The organism is Mangrovimonas sp. DI 80, assembly GCF_001975575.1.
Lineage (GTDB): Bacteria > Bacteroidota > Bacteroidia > Flavobacteriales > Flavobacteriaceae > Mangrovimonas_A > Mangrovimonas_A xylaniphaga.
Genome location: NZ_MSDT01000010.1, coordinates 109,870 through 133,364, shown reverse-complemented (window position 1 = coordinate 133,364; position 23,495 = coordinate 109,870). Strand labels below are relative to the sequence as shown.

The following is a 23,495-nucleotide window of genomic DNA, read 5'->3' as shown; positions in this document are numbered from 1 at the left end:
CCTTGCCAAAACAATACCCTTCAAATAACACAAAACCCCAACTGCTCAAGTCTGGGTTTACATTGAATGTCTTTATTGCTTTAAAAGCGATTTTAATGCCCTTTTGGAAGCTTTAATATAAAGAAGTGTTTTCCTCTTATATCCAAAGAAAAACTTCAGCGAATATTCAGCGTAGATAACCCCATAAATTTGGGTTGTCTATTTATATTTTAAAAGTATAACAGGACGTTTTGCGTGGTTAACCAAATCTTCACTTATCGAACCATTAAAGAAATGGGCAATTCCTTGTCTGCCGTGTGTGCTGATTCCAATTAAGTCGGCATTGATTTACTATTTTTTTTTCATATTGGATTAATACAAGTTCATAATCAAAAATGGAGTTCTATAAATGGTTATGTTTTTAATATTAAAACATGAAATAGAAGGGCTAAAGGAATAAATTCCGACCATAATAAAACTACTAACTTTCAATTTTTTTCTGCGGTAAATTGATTTTATTTATAAATAAGATTTGAAAGTATTTGATGCTTCTATTTGGGCAGGGTGTTGTGAGTGAGGATGTTATTTTTTTGTGTAAGATTACAAGAATCAAAAATCTAATAAAGTTAGCTAGAATCACTGTTTCCTAATAGTGAACAATTGTTAGTTTTACACTTAAAAATTGAAAGTATTTGTAAATTATAGTGATATAATATAAAATTTTCATATTAACATTAAAGAGTTGTTAATTAAAAACTAATTATGTTATTTTAGCGACAAATTAACCTTCAACTATTAATAAATTTTTATGAGGAATCTAACTCTTCTAACTATATTTTTGTGTTTTTCGTTAAATATATCTGCCCAATTAATACCTCACTTTTACGGTTCTGCTACTTCACAAGGAGGTGATTGTTATAGAATCACTGAGCCAACAACAACTCAAAGAGGGGCTGTTTATTATGATAACCCTGTTGATTTTAATTCAGATTTTGATATTATTTTTGATGCTAATTTTGGTAATAGGGATGCTTTTGGTGCTGATGGTATTACGTTTGTGATGAAAAAATCTTTTGATCCTATTTATGGAAAAGCAGGAGGAGGTATGGGATATGAAGATATTGATAATTCATTAGGAGTTGAGTTTGATACTTGGAAAAATGGGGATAGAGGGGATATTGATGAAGATCATATAGCCTTAATTAAAAATGGGGATAATAGGCATACTTCCGTTGTGGATAATCTTGCGGGGCCTGTTCAGGCTTCGGCTACTTCAGCAAATATTGAAGATGGGGAATATCATGAAGTAAAAATTTCTTGGAGGGCTTCTACAAAAATCTTTAGAGTAGTTTTTGATTGTGAAGAAAGAATTTCTTATGATGGTACGGATCTTGTGACGGATGTGTTTGGAGGACAATCGGAGGTGTATTTTGGGTTTGTAGGTTCAACAGGAGCCTACTATAATCTCCAGGAGGTGTGTTTTAAGTTTTTGTCCTTTTCCGATATGGTAGCCTTGCAGGATCAAGAAATTTGTTATGGAGATAGCATCGATGATAATGATGCTACTTATGATGGAGCTACAGCCTATGAATGGTCTCCTGCTACTGGAGTTAGTGACATAAATATTCCTAATCCAATATTTTCACCAACAGAAAATACAACTTATACCGTAACAATAACCGATTATTGTGGGGATAAAATAACTAATAGCTTTGATGTAGTGGTAATTCCAGTACCTGAGGCAGAAGTGACAGCTAAAGAAAATCCTATTTGTGCAGATAGTGATGCCGAGTTTTTAATTACAGGAACACCAAGTAATTTAGTAACCTATACTTTAGATGGTGTTGAAGAAACGATATTGTTGGATGAGTTTGGAGAGGCTACAATATCCGTAGTGGACCCTGTAACAGAACCGACATTAGAACTTAAAAGCGTAGAGGTGGTAGTTCCATCTGTTATTGCTCATGGACTAGAAGCTTCTGGTGGAGTTGATACAGCTAATGCTGAAGGTATAATAGAGGCAGAAGGTTTACAAGCAACAACTACTAATTCTGCAAGAGTAGGACAGTATACAGCTCCATTGGAACTGGCTCTGGAACATACTGTGCCAGTGGGAACTGAAATCATTATTAGTGCAGCCAAGGTTTTTAGTTACTCAGCAATGGAGGTAACTGATGGAACTGCGACACTAAGAATCGACACTGGAGCTATAAATGCGATTGAATATTTTTCATTTATAACAGAACAGGAAACAAATAAACTTACGTTTAAAGGGATTAGTGGTTATTTTTGGATAGATGGTGTAGAATATACTCATGAACCTACAGGCTGTTATAATGATTTAAATGATTCTGAAACTATTAATTTTGCAGATTTAGATGATGCGTCTTTCTCATTGGAACCAACTTGTGATGGTGCAATAGTGACTAATACAACAATACCTGGAGGAACATATTCAATTATATCTTCAACTGGTGCTGGTGTAATTGATGCTTCTACAGGAACTATTACAGGAGCAGGTTTTGAAGAGGTATATGAAGTAGAATATATTACTAGTGGATCTTGTCCATCGCGCAGTACTAAAACGGTAACGGTATATCCTGAGCCAGTTGTTTCGGAAGTAGACCCATTACTGGTGGTATGCGATGATAATGTTGCTGATGGGCTTACTGAAATTGATTTGTCCTCATTAATGAATAACCGCATTTTAGGAGGAAGAGGTGGTTATGTGGTGAATTATTTTTTCTCACAAGCTGATGCCGATAGTGATACAGCTCCACTACCAAATCCATATACAAATGTTACCAATCCTCAAACTATTTATGCTCGATTGGTTGATACATCTACTGGTTGTTATACAACTACTACGGTGGAACTTAATGTAGAACAAGCACCTAGTGCCAATATCCCTGTTCCATTGGAATATTGTGATTCTGACAGAGATGGTTATGCTGTATTTAATCTTTTTGATACTGAGACTGAAATTACGAGAGGCAATCCTGATCTTGTGGTTAGTTATCATGAAACTTTTTCTGATGCTGAAAATGGAGAATTCGCCTTAGAAAGTCCATATAATAATACTGTAGCTTGGGAACAGACAATCTATGTTAGAGTAGAGAGTTTGGCTATTGCTACTGATTGTGCTACAGTGGTAGAGCTTGGATTAATAGTTAATCCTACTCCGCCAATAGCGGAACCAACTCCTTTGATAGTGTGTGATGATAGCTCTAGTGATGGGTATACACAATTTGACTTGACTTTGAAAGATAGCGAAGTATTAGCAGGGTTAGACCCTACAACCTATCTAGTGACATATTACGAAACTCAGGAAAATGCTGAATCTGGAGTTGGAATGATAGATAATCCTTTAGAATATACCAATATTAAACCTTTTTCTCAAGAAATATGGGTGCGTGTAGATGATGCTATAACTGGTTGTTATGAGTTAGTAACATTGCAGTTGTTAAAGAGTACAGCTCCAACTTTGGTAGCTGAAGTAGCTTCAGAGATTTTTGCAGATATTCACGTTATTGTTGCTTCTGCAACAGGAAATGGAAGTTACGAATATAGCCTAGATGGAGGCCCATGGCAGGAAAGTGGCGTGTTTGAGGATGTAACTTTAGGAGAACATGTTGTAACTGCTAGAGATATTATGGGTTGTGGAGAAACAAGTGCGACAGTGACAGTCATAGATTATCCATTGTTCTTTACGCCTAATGATGATGGCTATAATGATACATGGAATATTGTAGGGTTTAGTGACCAATCAGCTACTAAAATCTATATTTTTGATAGGTTAGGTAAGCTTTTGAAACAAATTTCACCAACCGGAAGCGGATGGGATGGCACCTACAATGGAGCTCCAATGCCTAGTAGTGACTATTGGTTTCTTTTGGAATATATGGAACCATCAACTGGACAGAGTAAGGAATTGAGAGCTCACTTTACACTTAAACGCTAGACGAAGTATTAAAGTACAATAGATACAATATAAAAAATCCTGAACCAAGTGGTTCGGGATTTTTTGTTTGAAAATGGATGCTGCTAATTTTGTTTTTGAAACATACTGTCCATAATGGTTTTAAGGCCCTTAAAAGCTAGATATATGGCTAGACCACATATAAAGAGTGCCGCTAGCAATATGGGAATGTATAGTGGTTTTTCGGTATTGCTAAAGGCGATATATAAAAGAGTAGGGCCTGCAAACATGCAAACAAGGGATAGTGCCATTGTTTTAATGCCTTTTAAGAGAATCGTTTTATTGGTGCGTTTGGTTTCAGTTTCCATGGTTGTAATTTTCTATAGCACTACGTACGTTTTTATGTTTATTCAACAATTCCTGGGCTTTGTCTTCAGGAATTTGGAGTTCTTCCATTAGCATTCTTGTTCCTCTATTGACTAACTTATCGTTGCTCAATTGCATGTCGACCATTTTATTTCCTTTTACACGTCCTAATTGAATCATGGTACTCGTGGTAATCATATTAAGAACCAATTTTTGGGCTGTACCCGCCTTCATTCTTGAACTACCCGTTACAAATTCGGGGCCTACAATGACTTCAATAGGGAATTGTGCTGTTTTGGATAGAGGGCTTTGATGATTACAAGTAATGCAGCCCGTAACAATGTTATGTTGATTACATTGTTCCAATCCCGAAATTACGTAAGGTGTGGTTCCGGATGCAGCAATACCAACGACAACGTCTTTTGAAGAAATATCATATTGGGATAAATCTTCCCAAGCCTGAGTTGTAGAATCTTCGGCAAATTCAACCGCCTTTCTAATGGCGGAATCACCTCCAGCAATAAGTCCGATGACCAAATCATGAGGGACTCCAAAAGTAGGAGGACATTCTGAAGCATCTAAAATTCCTAGTCTGCCGCTAGTTCCCGCTCCAATATAGAAAAGGCGTCCACCGTCTTTAAGTTTGGCAACTATTTGTGAGACCAAAGCTTCAATTTGTGGCAAGGCTTTTTCAACGGCTAAAGGAACGGTTTTGTCTTCGGCATTGATGTTAACCAATAGGTCTGAAAGACTCATGGCCTCTAGGTTGTTATAATTTGAATCTTGTTCTGTTGTCTTGATAAATTCCATGGTTCAAAAATACGTAATTTTAATTGCGTTAGTGATGGCAGCGGCATCCTTTTGCAAAGACTTTTGCAAAAGATTTAGCGAACAGCACGCCCTTTTTGTTAAAAAAGGGAACGCCCAAATAGAAAAGAAAGGGTATAAAAAAAAGGCCTCTATTAAGAAGCCTTTTTTGGTGTGTATGATAACAATTACAAGGAATTGATAATGTTGTTGAAGGTTTCGCTAGGACGCATCACCTTGCTTGCCAATTCGAAGCTTGGTTCGTAATAGCCACCAATTGATATTGCATGTCCTTGAACTTCGTTAAGCTCGGAAACAATATTCGTTTCGTTGTCTGTTAAAGCTTGCGCTATAGGTTCGAATACTGCTTGCAAATCGGCATCAGTAGTTTGAGCTGCCAAAGCCTGTGCCCAGTACATTGCCAAGTAAAAATGACTGCCTCTGTTGTCTAGTTCGTTAACTTTTCTAGAAGGTCCTTTTTTGTTCTCTAATAACTTTTCTGTAGCGTTATCCAAAGTGTCCGCCAAAACTTGCGCTTTAGGATGGTTTTGGGTTACGGCCATATGCTCAAAAGAAACTGCCAAGGCCAAGAATTCTCCAAGAGAATCCCAACGCAAGTGGTTTTCTTCCAATAACTGCTCTACGTGCTTAGGTGCAGATCCTCCAGCTCCAGTTTCGAACAATCCACCACCATTCATCAATGGTACGATAGATAACATTTTAGCACTGGTCCCCAATTCCAAAATAGGGAAAAGGTCTGTTAGGTAATCACGTAATACGTTTCCTGAAACAGAAATGGTGTCTTCACCATTTTTCATGCGCTCTAAAGTAAATTTAGTTGCTTCGATAGGAGAAAGGATTCTTAAATCCAATCCTTCGGTATCGTGATTTGGCAAGTATGCATTTACCTTTTTGATCAATTCGGCATCGTGTGCTCTGTTTTCATCCAACCAGAATACGGCAGGTGTTTGAGAAGCTCTAGCTCTAGTCACGGCCAATTTTACCCAGTCTTGGATAGGCGCGTCCTTAACTTGACACATTCTCCAGATATCTCCAGCTTCAACGTTGTGTTGAATTAAGGTATTTCCTTCGGCATCAATAACACTTACAGTTCCGTTTACAGTGATTTCGAATGTTTTGTCGTGAGATCCATATTCTTCAGCTTTTTGGGCCATTAAACCTACGTTAGGAACAGTTCCCATAGTAGTTGGATCGAAAGCTCCGTGTTCTTTGCAGAAATCAATAGTTGCTGTGTAGACACCTGCATAACTGCTGTCTGGAATTACCGCTTTGGTATCCTGTTGCTCACCTTTAGCATTCCACATTTGTCCAGAAGTACGGATCATGGCAGGCATAGAGGCATCGATGATGATGTCACTTGGTACGTGAAGGTTAGTAATACCTTTATCACTATTTACCATAGCCAAATCAGCACTGTTTGAAATTACAGCATTGATATCGGCTTCAATTTCTTTACGCTTGTCTTCTGGAAGTTCTTCCAATTTAGCCAATAAGTTACCAAGTCCGTTGTTGGCATCAACTCCAATAGATTTAAATGTTTCAGCATGTTTGCTGAATACTTCATTGAAGTATACTTTTACAGCATGACCAAAGATGATAGGGTCTGACACCTTCATCATGGTTGCTTTCATGTGTAAAGAGAATAGAATGTTTTGATCTTTAGCATCTGCAATTTGAGCTTCCAAAAATTCCAAAAGCGCCTTTTTGCTCATTACAGAAGCGTCGATGATTTCGCCTTCCAAAATAGGGAAGCTATCTTTTAAAATGGTTTCATTACTATTAGTATCTGTATGAACAATTTTTACAGAAGTAGCATGATCTAAGGTTACCGATTTTTCATTGTGTGCAAAATCACCATGGTCCATAGTGGCTACATGCGACTTAGAATCTGCCGACCAAGCACCCATAGAGTGCGGGTTCTTTTTAGCGTAGTTTTTAACTGCTTTTGGTGCGCGTCTATCAGAGTTTCCTTCACGCAATACTGGGTTTACAGCACTTCCTTTGATCTTATCATATTTAGATTTGATCGTTTTCTCTTCATCAGATTTTGGTTCGTCCGGATAACTTGGAATGTTGAATCCTTGACTTTGCAATTCTGAAATGGCGCCTTTCAACTGTGGAATGGAAGCACTGATGTTTGGAAGTTTAATGATATTGGTTTCAGGTAACTTTACAAGCTCTCCTAATTTTGCCAAAGCATCTTCAACTTTTTGGTCTTCGGTCAAAGCTTCCGGGAAAGTAGCTAAAATTCTGCCGGCCAATGAGATGTCCTTGGTTTCTATATTAATTCCTGACGATTTTGTAAACGCCTTAACTATTGGTAAAAATGACTGTGTAGCTAATGCAGGAGCTTCGTCAGTTTTTGTATAAAATATTGTAGGATTGTTTGACATTTAAGGTCTGTATTTTAATTAATAAAAACGCGCTTTTTTCAAAGCCTTGCAAATATACAAAAATCAACAAGTTATTTACGGTAGACTAACAATAGGTTGACAATTTGAAAATATTGTTGAATTTTCTTGGCTTGAAAAGGAATTTTTATTGAGAAATTGTAGTAAAAATCTATTGGGTTTTGGAAGCCTTTTCTAGTCTATTTTAATTCGTAAATGGGAAAGCAATCCTAACACCTGATCTTTTGAAAATTTCGCACCTTTTAGTTGATTGTGTTCTGGATTGAAAGTGTAGTTGAATGAGGTTCTAAAATCGGTGTCTTTTAAGTTGGTTTGGCCAAACTGAGTGTTTTTGAGATCGCAATTATGAAACACCGCTTTTGAAAGGTCGGCTTGAGTGAAATCGCAATTTTGAAGGTTGCAATCGGTAAACTTAATGCCTTTTAAATTCAAGTTGTAAAAGGATGCAAAGTTCAATTGACAGTTGTTGGGTTTGAAACTTAGCAAAAAGGGATCACACTTATGAAATTGGGCACCAGTGAGCTTGCAGTCTTTAAAGGTAATTTCCTTTAAAGAGGTATGAGCCATATTGACATTGCTTAAATTACAGTTGATAAACTCACATTCCATAAAGGAACTATTGGAAATATCGCCTTCAGCAAAATTGCAATTATCAAAAATACAATAATCATATTCCCCTTTTTGGAGGGGAGTGCTCACGAAATTTTCGCTTTTGAATATTCGGTCATCTATGCTTAGGCTCATAAAAGTTCTTTATTGAGAAAGTAGGTAAAGTTATGAATAATCCTTTAATCAGTTTTATTTGACGTTTATCAGATATATTCTTGAGCGCTCTTTAAGTTTTAATACATTTGAAATTTTATTTTTAGTTATTTTATATGCTTGATTTTCAATGTCTAAATTGATTTTTTGTATGAAGCGCCTTTCAGTTTCTATTGTTTTGGTAATCATTATGTTGTCGACATTTTTTTATGTCAATCGCCCTAATAGGCATGTCATGAACGAAAGTGCGACAGTAAGGATTGTTGAGACAGAAAAAGGTTTTGAAATCATCAGAAATGGTAAACCTTTTTATATAAAAGGAGCAGGAGGGAAACCTTACCTAAAAGAACTTTCGGAAGCTGGAGGCAATACCTTAAGACTTTATGATACTACTAATACTGCTAAAATACTAGATGAAGCACAGAAATATAATATAGCTGTAATTTTGGATATTTGGTTACCCAAATATCAAAACAACTATAATTTCTATAAGGATAAAGAGTATGTCAAAACAATGAAGGAAGCTGTTAAAAAGTTTGTTAATCAGCATAAAAATCACCCAGCATTATTAATGTGGAATTTGGGAAATGAACTTGTTTATCCCTTGACTTTAGGTGAAAATGAATTTATAAAGATATTTAATGACATGATTGAGCAAATTCATGAAGACGATCCTAACCATCCAGTAAGCACTACTGTTGCTGGGGCCTCTAGAGGGCAAACTTTATCCATTCATTTGAATTCTCCTCAATTAGATCTAGTGGGGTATAATATTTTTAAAAACTTAAAAGAAATAGAAAGGAATCAAAGGCAGTTATCTATGGTGACAAATGTTATGCCTTATTATATAACCGAATGGTCTGTGGCGGGGCCTTGGGAAACGGAAAATACTAAATGGAGTAGGTTATTGGAGCTTACTAGTAAAGAAAAGGCGGAAGTATGTAAGAGAAAATATGAGACTTACATTAAATTGGATGAAGAAAGTTTGGGTAGCGTCGCTTTCTATTGGGGAGACAAAAATGAAGGAACTCCAACATGGTTTAATATTTTTGATGAAGAAGGACGTAAAAACAATGTTTATTTTGCCTTAAAAGAAGTTTGGACAGGAATGGAAATAGAGGAAGATGCCCCAAATATTTCACAATTGTTATTAAATGAAAGAAAGGATACAGATTTACAACTGCATAGTCCCAATGACACACTAAAAGCAGTTTTAAAGATGGAAAATCCTGTTATTAATTATACTTTTAAATGGGAAATCCTAAAAGAAGGTTTAAGCTTTGGTATTTCAAGTAAACTAGAGCCAGAATCATTTATATTGGATACTATCTCTAAAGACAAAATGTTAAGTATTTCATTTCGTGCTCCAACAGAGGAAGGTACCTATAGGCTTATGGCTTATGTATATGATGATCATCAAAACTTTGCAACGGCTAATATTCCATTTTTTGTATTAAAGAAGGATTAATATGCAAATTAAGGCTCCAAATAAAAAAGATAAACGTAACCTCAGAATACTAATTGTTTTGGGTTGCATTAGTATACTTAATTTTTTGTATTGGTTCTTTAAACCAGACTTGGTTGAAAATAGATTACTATTTGTTTTGCTTACTTGTGTCATACTATTTGATGTTTTTAGGATCATTTACATCTGGTACCATTATTGGGATTTGTCTATCCCTGAAAAACCAAAATTGACAAAAACGTTTAGTATCGATGTTTTTACCACCTATTGTCCAGGAGAGCCCATTGAAATGGTTGAGAAAACATTATTGGCCATTTCTGATATGGAGGTACCCCACAAAACCTATCTATGCGACGAGGAAGGCAATGTACGGTTAAAAGAGTTTTGCGAAATCCATGACATCATTCATGTAACAAGGGACAATAGAATAGATGCAAAAGCGGGAAATATCAATAATGCCTTAAAACAGTCTACTGGAGATATTTGCATCATTTTGGACCCAGACCATGTTCCGGAGCCCAATTTCATTTTAGAGGTAATCCCTTATTTTGAAAATGATGAGATTGGCTTTGTGCAAACTGTTCAAGGTTATTACAACCAAGATGAGTCCTTAGTAGCAAAGGGAGCCGCAGAACAAACCTATCTTTTTTATGGGCCGTTGATGATGACCATGAACTCTTACGGAACCGTGAATGCCATTGGAGCCAATTGTGCGTTTCGAAGAAAGGCATTGAATTCTATTGGAGGACATGCTTCTGGACTTTCTGAAGATATGCATACCACTATGCAACTTTATGCCAAGGGGTGGAAGTCGGTTTACTTGCCTAAAATGTTAACCAAAGGATTAGTGCCAAGTAGTCTTGGAGCTTATTATAAGCAACAGTTAAAATGGGCAAGAGGTACCTTCGAATTGTTGGTGAGTACATACCCTAGGCTATTTTCAAAATTTACTTGGCGTCAAAAGCTACACTTTGGCATTTTGCCGCTTCATTATTTAACAGGGTTTATTTATCTGTTTTGTATGCTCATCCCGATTTTGTCACTGTTTCTTAGTACATCACCTTGGAAAGGAAACATTTATAATTTTGGTTTCATTACGTTTCCTGTTTTATCATGTCTCGTCGGTATTAGAATTTATGTACAGAAATGGCTTGTCAAACCTGAAGAAAGAGGTGTACACTTCACCGCAGGGTTATTGATGCATTCTGCCTGGTGGATCTATATTTTAGGAACAATTTATACCCTTATCAGAAAAAAGGTTCCTTACATCGCAACTCCTAAGACAAATACTGAAAACACAAAATTTACTCTTGTTTTACCAAATCTCATTTTGGGTGCAATGTCAATTATTGCGATTGTGTATGGACTCAAAAGAGATTATACGCCTTTCTCAATTTTTATGTCCTTTTATGCACTTTACAATGCATTCGACATGTTTTATACCTTAGCCTTTGCCTATGGAGGGGAGGCAAAGAGTAAAGCTCAAAAGGAGGAACGTTTTATTTCTAAATTTAATTCTTACGCTTTCAATATTTGGCAGAAAGTGGCTGTTCCAACAGTGTGTTTTTTGGTTTTGGCTAGCGGATTTTTGCTCTTTCAAAGTGAACGTATAAAAATAAGAGGTTTTGCTACCGAAATAAGAGCTGATAAAGAGCCTTATAAAATGTTGGGAGCTTTCGTTCCTAGCAAAGATGACGGTATGACTTCATTGAAGGAAGCTGACAAGTTTTCAAGAGAATTAGGAACTTCTCTGGACATTACCTCTTTTTATCTAGCTTGGAACAAAGAAGAAAATGATATTCCAATTTCTTATTTAGATTCTATTTATGCCAATAATGCCATCCCAATGATTACTTGGGAACCTTGGATTCATACGTTTGAAAGTGATTCAATTCAGGAGAAAAATGTATTTCAATTAATTAATAAAGGAGTGTTCGATTCCTATATTTCTGAATTCGCAGAAAAATTGCGAGAGCTTAAAAATCCAGTCTTTTTAAGGTTCGCCCATGAGTTTGACAATCCTTTTTATCCATGGTATAGTAATGAGGAGAATGCGAGCAAGGAGTTTAAGGAAGCTTGGAGACATGTGTACGTAAAGTTTATGGAGGCGTATGCCGATAATGTAATTTGGGTGTGGAATCCTTGGAAAGCAGAAAACATCAAGGACTTTTATCCCGGAGATCATTATGTGGATTGGGTAGGGGTAAACGTGCTAAATTATGATGCGGATTCTATTTCTGACGAATCGAAAAGTTTCAAGATGATGTTTGATCCTTTTCATATGGAGCTTGAAGAAGTTTGTGATAAACCTGTCATGATTTCAGAATTTGGCTCTTTGGGAAGTGAAGAGAATAAACGTAGGTGGATCAATAGTGCATTTCGTTGTCTGAGAGGAGAGTTTGACGAAATAAAGGCCATTGTGTTTTTCAATTCAAATCTAGATAATAACCATCCTGAAGGTTATGAAGCGAATGAAACTTTTAATTGGAGCGTTCAAGGAAATGGGGTTGCCTATCATCATTTCAAGCCATGGGATACTAATAATAAGAATGAGGAGGTTGAGCAGAAAAATAAAGGGACTTTAGAGACTTCACTTAAAATGAATGACAACCTAGATTTTTTGCTACACAAATTTCAAGGAGTGAACATAAAAAAAGGGCAAAATTGGAAAACGGATTACCATGTTTTAACACGGGAAAGGTTAGAGCAAGATTTTGCTGAAATGAAGGACTTGGGTATTAATACCATCAAGTTTATGGAAAATGATATTTATGATTACAATTTGCTAAGTATTTCCAATGAATATGGACTGAAGGTAGTTTATAGTTTTTTTGTTCCTGAAAAAATAGATTTCCTAAAAGATTCAATTTCACCAATTACTTTAAAAAATCATATCATTGAGAAAATTCAAGAGCGAAAGAATGAAAACCATATTGTTTCTTGGGCCATTGAAAATGATATTCTGAAGCACCAAAAAAGAGTTTATGGTGTGGAGGAACAATTTTTTCAGGGGAAGGCTTATTTAAAATGGTTGGATGAATTGATTTTGGAGATAAATACTATAGATCCAAACAGACCAGTTTCCGTTACCTCGACCGTTAATCGCGACGGACTTGTAAGTCTTCAAAAAATACAGGAGAACCTTAAAGGAGACTTCGTAATTGGTTTACATGTTGTAAATAAAGACTATTATGCCCCGATGGCAAATTATTTGAATAGTAATTCTCTAGATTTTTTGATATCGGATATTGAGGTTAAAAACTTAATAAAACTAAAGCCTAAGGAAACGACATTTTGTTTGTCTGAATGGCAAGATCGTTTTGAAGTGAACAGACTTACATTTGATGGTTTGGTGGATAGGGAAGGACGTTTTAAAAAGGAATACTTCGATTATCTTAGTTACACAAGCTTAAATACAAATTCTCAAAACATGCGAACAGTAAAAGTTTTGAAGCCCTATAAACATTTAACTCCAGGCTATGCTTTCACCTATAGTGCAATGGAGTATGATGACAGCATGGGTTGGCATATCCCCAAAGAGGATGAAAATATATCAGGTTACGAATGGTCTTTGGTGAAAACAAACTCCAAAGGCGATTTTTTAACCATTAACAAAGTAGGAAATTCTCAGAAAGTAGATATACAGATGCCTAAAGATTATAATGATTACAGGCTTTTGCTTACGGTAAAGCGTGGTGAGATTATGTATAACTATTTAACGCGGTTGGATTACAAAAGTGAATAAAAAACAAAAGCCATATCATTGTAGATTAACTACCTTGACATGGCTTTCTGAAACAGTTACTTCGTGACCTAATTAACATACTGTCAAATCAGCCGAGTAGAACTCATGCTCCATCGTCCTTTTCAATTCAAGTTTCACTGTTTCAATGAAACACTTACTAACTTTCAAAATGTATTGCCGTGTTAATAAATGTTTCAATTGTTTTTCTTGATGTATAAGATATAAACAATTATACATTGCTTCCTACCTAAACAATCACTTTCGCTTATGCTTCCTTTGGAAACTTTCAATTTTACTAGTTATTGACTGTTTGCACATTCAATACTTTTTAAAATATTATGGTTTGTAAAAACCTCGAAAAACAATTTATCTCGAAAAACAATTTATAAAGAACGTTGTCTTTATACGTTTAATATAAATTCAAATTATAAAACATTTGAAACCAACAAGATGTTGTTATTAGAACGTTATACTAAATTACGACAAAAAAGCCTGATTTAAAAGAGATTATGTGCTTAATTATCAACTTTTTATGAACTTGACTTGTAAACATTAGTTCATAAAAAAAGCCTTGAAAATTCAAGGCTTTGTATTGTAAGGAAATTAGATGATTATTTTCTAACCTCTTTAATTCTAGCTTTTTTACCTGTAAGACCTCTAAAGTAGAAGATTCTTGCACGTCTAACTTTACCTCTTTTGTTAACTTCAATTTTTTGAAGTGCAGGCAAGTTGATTGGGAAAATACGCTCTACACCAACTGTTCCAGACATTTTTCTGATAGTGAAAGTTTCTGAACTTCCAGAACCTTTGCGTTGCAATACAACACCTTTAAAGAACTGTGTTCTTACTTTTTCACCTTCTCTAATTTCGTAGTAAACAGTAATAGTGTCACCAGCTCCAAACTCTGGGAAATCTTTTTTTGCTACAAATTCGTCTTGTACAAATTTTACTAAAGAATTCATTTCTTTTAAATTTAAATGGTTAAATCCAAACTAACATTCACGGATATCGCCAGAGGTTAACCTGAAATTGGCTGCAAAAATAGTGAATAATTAATTATTTACAACGAAAAGTAAAGTTTTTTATATGAAAGCTAGTCATCTAGCAAATCTGGGCGACGTTCCTTAGTACGTAAATAAGCCTGCTCCTCACGCCATTTTTCAATTTCAGGGAAATTTCCGCTGAACAATATTTCGGGAACATCCATGCCTTGGTAGCTTCTTGGTCTTGTATAAATGGGAGGCGCCAACAAATCATCCTGGAAAGAATCGGTTAGGGCAGAGGTCTCGTTTCCAAGCACGCCAGGAATCAACCGAATCACCGCATCGCAAAGTACCGCTGCGCCCAATTCACCTCCAGAGAGTACATAATCTCCAATAGAAATTTCCCTAGTAATAAATTTGTCGCGTACGCGTTGGTCCACGCCTTTGTAATGTCCACATAAAATGATGATGTTTTCCTTTAGGGACAATTGGTTGGCAATGCCTTGTTTTAAGCGTTCACCATCTGGCGTCATATAGATAATCTCGTCGTAGTTGCGTTCCGCTTGTAGTTTGGTAATGCACTTATCTATGGGCTCAATGAGCATTACCATGCCAGCACCGCCACCAAACTGGTAATCATCTACCGTTTTGTAATTATCGGTGGTGTAATCCCTTAAGTTATGAAAATGAACTTCCACCAAATTGGCTTCAATAGCACGTTTTAGGATGGAAGCTTCAAATGGACTTTTGAGCAATTCTGGTAATACAGTGATGATATCTATACGCATGATCAAAATTATGAACTGCAAAGATGTGAAAAAGTACGCATTTGGTCATAAGGCTTTGCACTTTTTTAGCATATACCCATTGTGTAGAAAAAGAAAAGCCTCGGCAAAAGAATGCAGAGGCTTTGAATATTGTCAGAGGCAGTAATTAGCCGTTTTTTTGTTTGTTGATTTCGTCCTGTAATTGACGTCTTACTTTTTGCTCACGCTCCAAGGCATTACGTCTGTGTTCTTCAAATTCTTCTTCAGTTTCCGCCAATGCTTGTTTAGCCTGCTTGGTCACTGTATTACTATTGTTGAATTTATAAATGAAGAACAACAAGAAGGCCAAAAGACCTCCAATAATGCTCCATAAAAGCGTACTGTAATTTCCTTTACTCATTTGGATTCCAAACAGTGACATACTGTCTTTTTCAAGATTGGTAGCATCCAAAGTTTCTTGAGTATTGTTTAAATTGCTTTTTAAGCTAGCTATTTCTACAGCTTGTGAATCTACTACAACTTGAGTGTCTGCCAATTCTTTATGCACAGCTTTCAAAGAATCCAAGGTGTGTGACTTTAATGTGTACAACCACGCTCTTTTAATAACCTTGTAATCTTGATAATTGTTTGATTTTTGAATAACATATTCAAATTGGTTGTCAATGGAACCAGAGTTTAATGAAAGTTGGTCGTCTTCGTCGGTAGATTCTTGGGCTTGTGTGGTAGAAAAACTTAAAAGGAAAATTGAGGAAAATAATACAGTTTTTAAAATATTCATTTCAGCTAGATTAAATTACTTATAGTTAATCGGGGGGCAATATAATAATTTCTATTGATGTAAAGGCCTATTTTATGCCAATAGCCCCAGTTTTGGTGGAGCTATTGATATATACGAAGAAAATAAGGTTTTAGATGTTTAATGTACTTAATTCTGTGATGTCCTGAATGTCATTTGGATTTAAACTGAATTGAGACTTGATATTTTATAGGCATTAATTCTTTTGCTTTGTATATAAAAAGAGCGGATTCAAATTGAATCCGCTCTTTCAGTTTTTAGTTGAAAATCTACTAATAGTAAGTGTAGCGTCTTACTTTAGCAATGTATTTAGCCAATCTGATAACTTGGTGGCTATAGCCATATTCGTTATCATACCAAATGTATAAGACCACGTTCTTGCCATCTGGCCTTACAATGGTAGCTTTACTGTCATATATAGAAGGCGCAGAGCTTCCAATGATATCGCTTGAAACCAATTCGTCACTCATTTCATATTTTATTTGCTCCACTAAATCCCCTTCCAATGCATATTTTTTCATAATGGTATTCATGCTTTCTACAGAGGTCTCTTTTTCTAAATTTAAATTTAAAATTGCCAAAGACCCGTTTGGAACAGGTACACGAATGGCATTAGACGTCAATTTGCCTTCCAAAGCAGGTAATGCTTTTGCAACAGCACTTCCTGCTCCAGTTTCGGTAATTACCATATTCAATCCTGCAGCACGTCCACGGCGGTATTTTTTGTGGAAGTTGTCCACTAGATTTTGGTCATTGGTATAGGCATGGATGGTTTCCAAATGTCCGCTTACAACGCCATAAGTATCTTCTACAGCCTTTAAAACAGGCGTGATTGCATTGGTTGTACAAGAAGCAGCTGAGAATATTTTTATTTTGTCAGGGTTGTTATCCAAATGGTTTACTCCGTATACAATGTTTGGGATCCCCTTACCAGGCGCAGTCAACAATACCTTATCGGCTCCTTTCGATTTTAAAAGTCTGCTAAGGGCTTCTTTATCTCTAAAGGCACCTGTGTTGTCTATAACCAAAGCATTTTTAATGCCATATGCGGTGTAATCAATCTCCTCTGGACTATTTGCCGAAATGATGCTTACGGTTGTTCCGTTGATAATTAGGGCATTGTTTTTAGGATCGGTTGATACGGTGCCTGAGAAATCTCCATGTACAGAATCGTTGCGTAACAGAGAGGCTCTTTTTTCCAACACAGTTTCGTCAACGGCACCACGAGTTACAATAGCTCTTAAGCGCAATTGACTTCCTTTTCCTGTTTTAGACATCAATTCCCTTGCAACCAAACGTCCAATTCTTCCAAATCCATAAAGCACGACGTCTTTTGGTTTGATGGATTCGTTGTTGTAAGCATCTTTCAATTTATTGGCCACAAAATCTGCAGCGCTATACTTTTGGTCTTCTATATGAAATTCATAGGTTAGCTTTCCAATGTCTAATTTGGCTGGTGGCAAGTCCAAGTTTTTAATGGCTTGGGCAATTTCTACCGAATCAAAAATTGAAATTGGCTTTTGAACGAACTCTCCGGCGTATTCATGTAAGTTTAAGATTTCACTTACGTTTTTGTCGATAAGTTGGTTTCTGAATAAAACAAGTTCTATAGATTTATCATACCAAAGGTCACTGACAATTTTAATAAATTCTACAGTGGCGCGACGTCTGTCTGCCTGAAAAGCTAATTCCTTTTCATAAGTACCGTTAAGACTCATTTTTTAATGTTTAGTGTGTTGTTAAAATTAAATTTTTGTCAAAAGTACATTATTTCAAACGTTTTCGTAACCAATTTTAACAAATAAAAATCCCCTTACACTACCCAAAATAGCGTAAGGGGATTGACATGTTTTTAAGGAATTTAACTTATCTCCAATAAAAATTTTCTTTTTGACCATTTTTGTTGATAATCTCGAACTTCAATGGTTCTCCATTTGTGTTTTCGGTAATAATTTTTTTAGCTTCATCAACATCACGAACTTTAACATCGTTTATAGCTGTGATGATATTACCTTCTTCAATGCCGTTCTTTTTCCAATATCTAGCATAAGTGTTATCTAAAGCCGCTATTTTAATACCATTATTGGTACGGTATTTTTGCAAATCGGAAGCTTTAGCATTTTTCACCTGTCCAACAATAGGAAGGGTTAAAGTAGAATTCTTCATCAAGGTTACAGGAAGTACCTTTGTGTCTCCATCCCTAAGTAATGTCACATTGACTACGTCATCCGGACGTTTTGTAGTAAGATAGCCTTTTAGGTCGGCAAACTTCGAAATTTTAATGTGATCCAATTTTGTAATGACGTCTCCTTCTTTGATACCCGCCAAATCTGCACCGGTGTCTTCCTCAATGCCGTTTACGTAAAATCCTTCTGAGGTATTCACACCAAAATGTTCAGCGGACTCACTGTTAAGAGAAATTCCCGTAACACCCAAAATACCAGTTTGTACATCGCCAAATTCCATAATGTCTTCTACTACTTTTCTGGCAATATTACTTGGCACTGCGAAGGAATATCCTATATAGGAACCCGTTTGGGAAGAAATAGCGGTGTTTATTCCAATCAAGTCCCCATTGGCATTGACCAGAGCACCCCCAGAGTTGCCTGGGTTCACGGCGGCATCTGTTTGAATAAAGGACTGCATGTTTCTACCAGACAAATCCCTTGCCTTAGCACTGATGATACCCGCAGTTACGGTTGAAGTTAGATTGAATGGATTCCCAACAGCCAATACCCATTCACCAATTTTTGCTTGGTCCGAATCACCAAAGGAAATGTATGGCAATTCTTCTTCTGCATCAATTTTTAACAGGGCGATATCGGTTTTTTCATCCGTACCAATAAGTTGGGCATCGTAAATTTTGTTGTCATTTAGTGTAATTGAAATTTCTCTGGCACCATTAATCACATGGTTATTGGTAATGATATAGCCATCTGGAGAAATTATCACGCCGCTTCCGGTTCCAACCTGGGCTCTTTGGGATTGCCTTCCAAAGAAAAAATCTTCAAAACTGTTTTGTCCTGTAATGATCGCCGTGTTCTTAACGTGTACTACAGAGTGCACCGTTTTTTCGGCAGCCGAAACAAAATTGGGGGCATTTACAGCATTGGCAATATTGGAAACGTTCTGGACGGTTGGGTAATATGTGGATTCGCTTACCGTCGAAGGGGATTGGAAAGCAGTGTTTTGATCGAAATACATTTTATAGGTAGACAGTGTAATGACTCCACCTAATACGGAAACTAAAACTAAAGACAGTAATTTTTTCATAGTTTATTAGGATTTTATGGTTTATATATTGAATAATTTAACGTTTAAAATTACTTTTTTATTGAATGGACAATTTCTATTTAACGCTTTTTAACGTTGGTTTTAACGCCTATTTAACAACGGGATTTACCGTCGATTATTCCTATATTTGTCCCCAATATGAAACTTACTTTTTACAAATATCAAGGAACAGGGAACGATTTTGTGATGATTGATAATCGTCAACAAACTTTCGACAAAAATGATACCAAACAAGTAGCTTTTTTGTGTGACAGACGTTTTGGCATTGGTGCCGATGGTTTGATTTTATTGGAAAACCACCCAGAATATGACTTCAAAATGGTGTACTACAACGCCGATGGAAACGAAAGCTCTATGTGCGGTAATGGAGGTAGATGCTTGGTGGCGTTTGCAAAACATTTGGGAGTTATTGAAGACAAGGCTACGTTTGAGGCTGTGGACGGACTTCACCATGCCACGGTAGACAACAATATTGTACACCTTCAGATGCAGGATGTGGATTTGGTTGAACAACATGATTCGCATGTGTTTTTAAATACGGGATCTCCTCACCATGTAGAATTCAATAGTAATTTGGACGACATGGATGTTAAAACCGAAGGCGCTAAAATCCGTTATAGTGAATTGTATGGTAAAGCAGGAAGTAATATCAATTTTGTGAGTAAAATTGAAGATGGCTTTTTTGCTGTGAGAACTTATGAAAGAGGAGTGGAGGATGAAACCTTATCTTGTGGAACTGGTGTTACTGCTGTAGCTATTGCCATGCACAATACCGGGCAAACCGATAAGGAAACAATTGCTTTGCAAGTTCAAGGAGGACAATTAAAGGTGTCTTTTGAAGTTGCAAATGGCCATTACAAAAATGTTTGGCTTATTGGACCTGCAACATTTGTATTTAAAGGTGAAATTGAATGCTAACACTCAAAGGGGAACATATCTATTTAAGGGCGTTGGAGCCAGAAGACTTGGAATTTGTCCATGCCATTGAAAATGATGAGTCCGTTTGGGAAATTAGCAACACCATAACCCCATATTCCAGATATGCCATCAAGCTGTATTTGGAAAATGCCCACAGAGACATTTTTGAAGTTAAGCAGTTGCGATTGGCTATTTGTAACAATAGTGATACAGTGATTGGCTTGATCGACCTTTTTGATTTCGACTTCAAGAACAAAAGAGCCGGTATTGGAATTTTGATAAAAGATAAGGTGAATCGTGGTATGGGCCATGGCAATGACGCTCTAAAGCTGCTCATAGGGTATTGCGATAAGTATTTAAATCTACATCAACTGTATTGCAATATTTCTGAAGAAAATGAAGCCAGTATCAAATTGTTTGAGGGCAACGGCTTTCAAAAAGTAGGGCTGAAGAAGGATTGGAACTTTGTAGATGGTTCCTTCAAAAACGAATATTTATTTCAACGTATATCTAGTTAAATGTACTTTAAAAAAATACTGTTGGCAATTGCCCTTTTAGGCTTGGCCATTGCTGCTTTTATTGCATATTATATTTATGGAGCCATGTTTAAGCCAAATACAAGCTTTAATAATGAGCAGGCTTATGTGTATATTCCGTCGGGAGCTACCTACCAAGATGTTAGGGACCAATTGGAACCATTGTTGTTGGATATCGATAAATTTGATGCCCTTGCCAATAGAAAGCAATACACAACCAATATCAAGGCGGGCAAGTATGTCATCAAAAAAGGCATGAGCAATAATGACATTATAAATTCTATAAGAAGCAATAATATTCCTATCAAACTGTCTTTTAATAATCAGGAAAGTTTAGCAAAATTAGCGGGAAGGATTGCTGTCCAGATAGAAGCCGATAGTTTGTCATTGTTGAATGAAATGACTTCCAAGGCATTTTTGGAAGCCAATGGGTTTTCTGAGAAAACAGCTCTGGGAATGTACATTCCTAACAGTTACCAATTTTTTTGGAATACCTCTTCTGAGCAATTCTGTGAGCGTATGGCAACCGAATACAGTAGGTTTTGGAATGACAGTAGAAAGGCTAAAGCCAAAGAAATTGGTTTGAGCCAAAATGAAGTTATGACTTTGGCTTCCATTGTGCATGAAGAATCCAAACAAGCAAGTGAGCAACCTAGGATTGCAGGGGTGTATATGAACAGAATCAAGATTGGTATGCCTTTACAGGCCGATCCAACCTTGAAATATGCGGCCTACCAATTACCAGAATATCAGGGTACGGTTATTAAACGTGTTTTGAATGTCCATAAGGAAATTGAATCGCCATACAACACCTATAAATATGCTGGCTTGCCTCCTGGGCTTATATCCATGCCGGATATTTCGGCCATAGATGCGGTTTTAAACTATGAGAAACATAGTTACTTGTATTTTGCTGCCGATGCCAAGCGTTTGGGATACCATAAATTTGCCAAAACTTTGACGCAGCATAACATTAATGCTAGGGAATACCAAAGTTATTTATCTTCTCAAGGGATAAGACGATAGGGGTGAAGCGTGGCCTCACACAAATAGTATTGTTTTGTTTTGCGGTTACTGCTTGCTATGCCCAAACAGGGATAAATAAATTTCTTAAGCCAAGCGACACTCTCAATATAAAAAGGAGAAATGCAGTGGTTATTTCCGAAGCTTCACTAGCAACCATGGCGTTGGTTGGTTTGGACCAACTTTGGTACGCCGATTATCCTCGTTCAAATTTCCATACCCTAAATGACAACCAAGAATGGTTGCAAATGGATAAGCTGGGACATGTTTACACCTCTTACCAAATGGGGAGATTGGGAGCAAACACATTGCAATGGAGTGGGGTAAGCGAAAGAGACCAATTGTTGTACGGCAGTACTTTAGGCTTTGCTTTTTTAACGGCAGTGGAGGTTTTTGATGGATTTTCAGAGGAATGGGGCTTTTCTTGGGGGGATGTTATTGCCAATGCTTCGGGTACGGGATTGTATATTGGCCAAGAGTTGCTTTGGAAAGAACAGCGAATGACTTTAAAATATTCATTTCATCAAACCCATTATGCACAGCTGCGGCCCGAAACCCTTGGAGATGGATTTTTGGAGGAAATCCTGAAAGATTACAATGGGCAAACTTACTGGTTAAGTATTAATCTGAATTCATTTTTTAGGGAAAGTAAAATTCCGAGGTGGTTGAACATGGCTTTTGGCTATGGAGCCGAGGGGATGCTTTTTGGATCGGAAAATGAAAATATTGAAGAAATTATTGAAAAAAATAGGCGCCGACAGTATTTTTTTAGTCTCGATGTAGATTTAACTAAAATTAACACAAACTCCCATTTTTTAAGAACTGTTTTTGAAGTTTTTAACCTTATTAAGATACCTTTTCCTACAGTGGAGTTCACCGATAAAAATTGCATAAAGTTCCACGGAATCTATTTTTGAAGTACTTAAGCGATTAATTTTCAGGGTTTAAAAAAAAGTTATACCTTTGCCCGCTGAAATTTAAAGCCCGTTTTTGGGGAGATAACGGCTTTATAAATTAGCTATTATGATAAAAAAGAAAACTAATTTTTTCGTAATCCCTCTTACAATTTGTGCGCTGATTTATTTGGCGCTTTCTTCTAACCAAGAAGCCGTTGATATGGGTGACTATTCAACAGAAGGGTTAGAACTTGATTTTACAGTTTCAGAAGATATGGCTTTTTTAGCTAATGAAACTAAAGAGCCCACAACTCCTTTCTCCGAGGAGGTCTATTTTCCAAATATAGGAAAAACCTATATAGGATTCAAGGAAGCGATTGCTTTTAAGGAATCCAGAGGAAATTATTTTACGGTGAATACGTTAGGCTATCTTGGAAAGTACCAATTTGGTGCAGAAACCTTGAAATTAATAGGAATTTACAATCCTAACCAGTTTTTGTACAATCCGGAACTTCAAGAAAAAGCCTTTTTGGCCAATGCAGAACGCAATAAGTGGATTTTGCGTAAAGACATCAAGCGTTTTGTAGGAACTACCATTAACGGTATCAGCGTTACGGAATCCGGAATTTTGGCTGCGGCCCACTTGGCGGGACCTGGAAGCGTAAAGAAATTCCTGAGAAGTTCGGGAGTTGACAATTTCAAGGATGCCTATGGAACATCTGTAAAGTACTATATGAAACGATTTTCAGGGTACGATACTTCCCATATTGTTCCAAATAAGACAGCAAAAGCTATTTTATAGTTGTA

Annotated in this window: 17 protein-coding genes and 1 pseudogene; 8 read left to right on the top strand and 10 right to left on the bottom strand. The window is 36.5% G+C overall.

The window, feature by feature from the left end; translation table 11 throughout:
* Positions 1–198: 198 nt before the first annotated feature.
* Positions 199–327, bottom strand: a pseudogene (locus BKM32_RS16140) (universal stress protein); the annotation flags it as partial.
* Between the two features lie 490 nt (positions 328–817).
* Here BKM32_RS16140 and BKM32_RS16135 point away from each other — a divergent pair.
* Entirely contained in the window at positions 818–3,940 is a 3,123-nt protein-coding gene (locus BKM32_RS16135) for a T9SS type B sorting domain-containing protein (protein ID WP_076665303.1), read from the top strand.
* A gap of 83 nt (positions 3,941–4,023) precedes the next feature.
* Here the strand turns inward: BKM32_RS16135 and BKM32_RS16130 are convergent, their stop codons facing one another.
* The 4 genes from BKM32_RS16130 to BKM32_RS16110 form a co-directional block, all read right to left on the bottom strand.
* A complete protein-coding gene (locus BKM32_RS16130) occupies positions 4,024–4,266 on the bottom strand; it encodes a DUF6095 family protein (RefSeq protein WP_076665301.1) in 243 nt (80 codons plus the stop codon).
* Positions 4,256–5,074, bottom strand: a complete 819-nt coding sequence (gene murQ, locus BKM32_RS16125; RefSeq protein ID WP_076665299.1) for an N-acetylmuramic acid 6-phosphate etherase — start codon at positions 5,072–5,074, stop codon at positions 4,256–4,258. Before murQ ends, BKM32_RS16130 begins: the two co-directional genes overlap by 11 nt.
* A 185-nt stretch (positions 5,075–5,259) precedes the next feature.
* Positions 5,260–7,485, bottom strand: coding sequence for an NADP-dependent isocitrate dehydrogenase (locus BKM32_RS16115; protein WP_076665293.1), 2,226 nt, complete (start codon positions 7,483–7,485; stop codon positions 5,260–5,262).
* Positions 7,486–7,677: 192 nt separating this feature from the next.
* A complete protein-coding gene (locus BKM32_RS16110) occupies positions 7,678–8,202 on the bottom strand; it encodes a pentapeptide repeat-containing protein (RefSeq protein WP_253187474.1) in 525 nt (174 codons plus the stop codon).
* Between the two features lie 214 nt (positions 8,203–8,416).
* Here BKM32_RS16110 and BKM32_RS16105 point away from each other — a divergent pair, with 214 nt between their 5' ends.
* Entirely contained in the window at positions 8,417–9,733 is a 1,317-nt protein-coding gene (locus BKM32_RS16105) for a glycoside hydrolase family 2 TIM barrel-domain containing protein (protein WP_171971889.1), read from the top strand.
* Positions 9,734–9,959: 226 nt separating this feature from the next.
* Positions 9,960–13,475: a glycosyltransferase family 2 protein gene (locus tag BKM32_RS16100; RefSeq protein ID WP_171971888.1), complete on the top strand. Its 3,516-nt coding sequence runs from the start codon at positions 9,960–9,962 to the stop codon at positions 13,473–13,475.
* 611 nt (positions 13,476–14,086) lie between these two features.
* On the opposite strand, the gene rplS is transcribed toward BKM32_RS16100, so the two are convergent.
* The 5 genes from rplS to BKM32_RS16075 all read right to left on the bottom strand — a co-directional run bounded on the left by rplS (position 14,087) and on the right by BKM32_RS16075 (position 19,294).
* The gene (rplS, locus tag BKM32_RS16095) at positions 14,087–14,437 is read right to left on the bottom strand and encodes a 50S ribosomal protein L19 (RefSeq protein WP_053977553.1); all 351 of its coding nucleotides are present in this window, start codon (positions 14,435–14,437) and stop codon (positions 14,087–14,089) included.
* A gap of 131 nt (positions 14,438–14,568) precedes the next feature.
* Positions 14,569–15,246 (bottom strand): tRNA (guanosine(37)-N1)-methyltransferase TrmD, encoded by a 678-nt coding sequence (trmD, locus tag BKM32_RS16090; RefSeq protein ID WP_076665283.1) that lies wholly within the window; start codon positions 15,244–15,246, stop codon positions 14,569–14,571.
* Positions 15,247–15,391: 145 nt separating this feature from the next.
* On the bottom strand, positions 15,392–16,003 hold the full coding sequence (locus tag BKM32_RS16085; protein ID WP_076665280.1) for a tRNA (guanine-N1)-methyltransferase: 612 nt from the start codon (positions 16,001–16,003) through the stop codon (positions 15,392–15,394).
* 290 nt (positions 16,004–16,293) lie between these two features.
* The gene (locus tag BKM32_RS16080) at positions 16,294–17,739 is read right to left on the bottom strand and encodes a glyceraldehyde-3-phosphate dehydrogenase (RefSeq protein WP_076665277.1); all 1,446 of its coding nucleotides are present in this window, start codon (positions 17,737–17,739) and stop codon (positions 16,294–16,296) included.
* 148 nt (positions 17,740–17,887) lie between these two features.
* Positions 17,888–19,294 carry a trypsin-like peptidase domain-containing protein gene (locus BKM32_RS16075; RefSeq protein WP_076665274.1) on the bottom strand — a complete coding sequence of 469 codons (1,407 nt, stop codon included), beginning with the start codon at positions 19,292–19,294 and terminating at the stop codon, positions 17,888–17,890.
* A 159-nt stretch (positions 19,295–19,453) separates the two neighbouring features.
* Here BKM32_RS16075 and dapF point away from each other — a divergent pair, with 159 nt between their 5' ends.
* The 5 genes from dapF (at position 19,454) to BKM32_RS16050 (ending at position 23,490) form a co-directional block, all read left to right on the top strand.
* The gene (gene dapF, locus BKM32_RS16070; RefSeq protein WP_076665272.1) at positions 19,454–20,233 is read left to right on the top strand and encodes a diaminopimelate epimerase; all 780 of its coding nucleotides are present in this window, start codon (positions 19,454–19,456) and stop codon (positions 20,231–20,233) included.
* On the top strand, positions 20,227–20,751 hold the full coding sequence (locus BKM32_RS16065) for a GNAT family N-acetyltransferase (RefSeq protein WP_076665269.1): 525 nt from the start codon (positions 20,227–20,229) through the stop codon (positions 20,749–20,751). Before dapF ends, BKM32_RS16065 begins: the two co-directional genes overlap by 7 nt.
* Positions 20,752–21,795: an endolytic transglycosylase MltG gene (gene mltG, locus BKM32_RS16060; protein ID WP_076665266.1), complete on the top strand. Its 1,044-nt coding sequence runs from the start codon at positions 20,752–20,754 to the stop codon at positions 21,793–21,795.
* 125 nt (positions 21,796–21,920) lie between these two features.
* On the top strand, positions 21,921–22,709 hold the full coding sequence (locus tag BKM32_RS16055; protein WP_371328834.1) for a DUF2279 domain-containing protein: 789 nt from the start codon (positions 21,921–21,923) through the stop codon (positions 22,707–22,709).
* A gap of 106 nt (positions 22,710–22,815) precedes the next feature.
* Complete coding sequence (locus BKM32_RS16050; protein ID WP_076665261.1) at positions 22,816–23,490, top strand: peptidoglycan-binding protein LysM; 675 nt, start codon at positions 22,816–22,818, stop codon at positions 23,488–23,490.
* Positions 23,491–23,495: the final 5 nt, after the last annotated feature.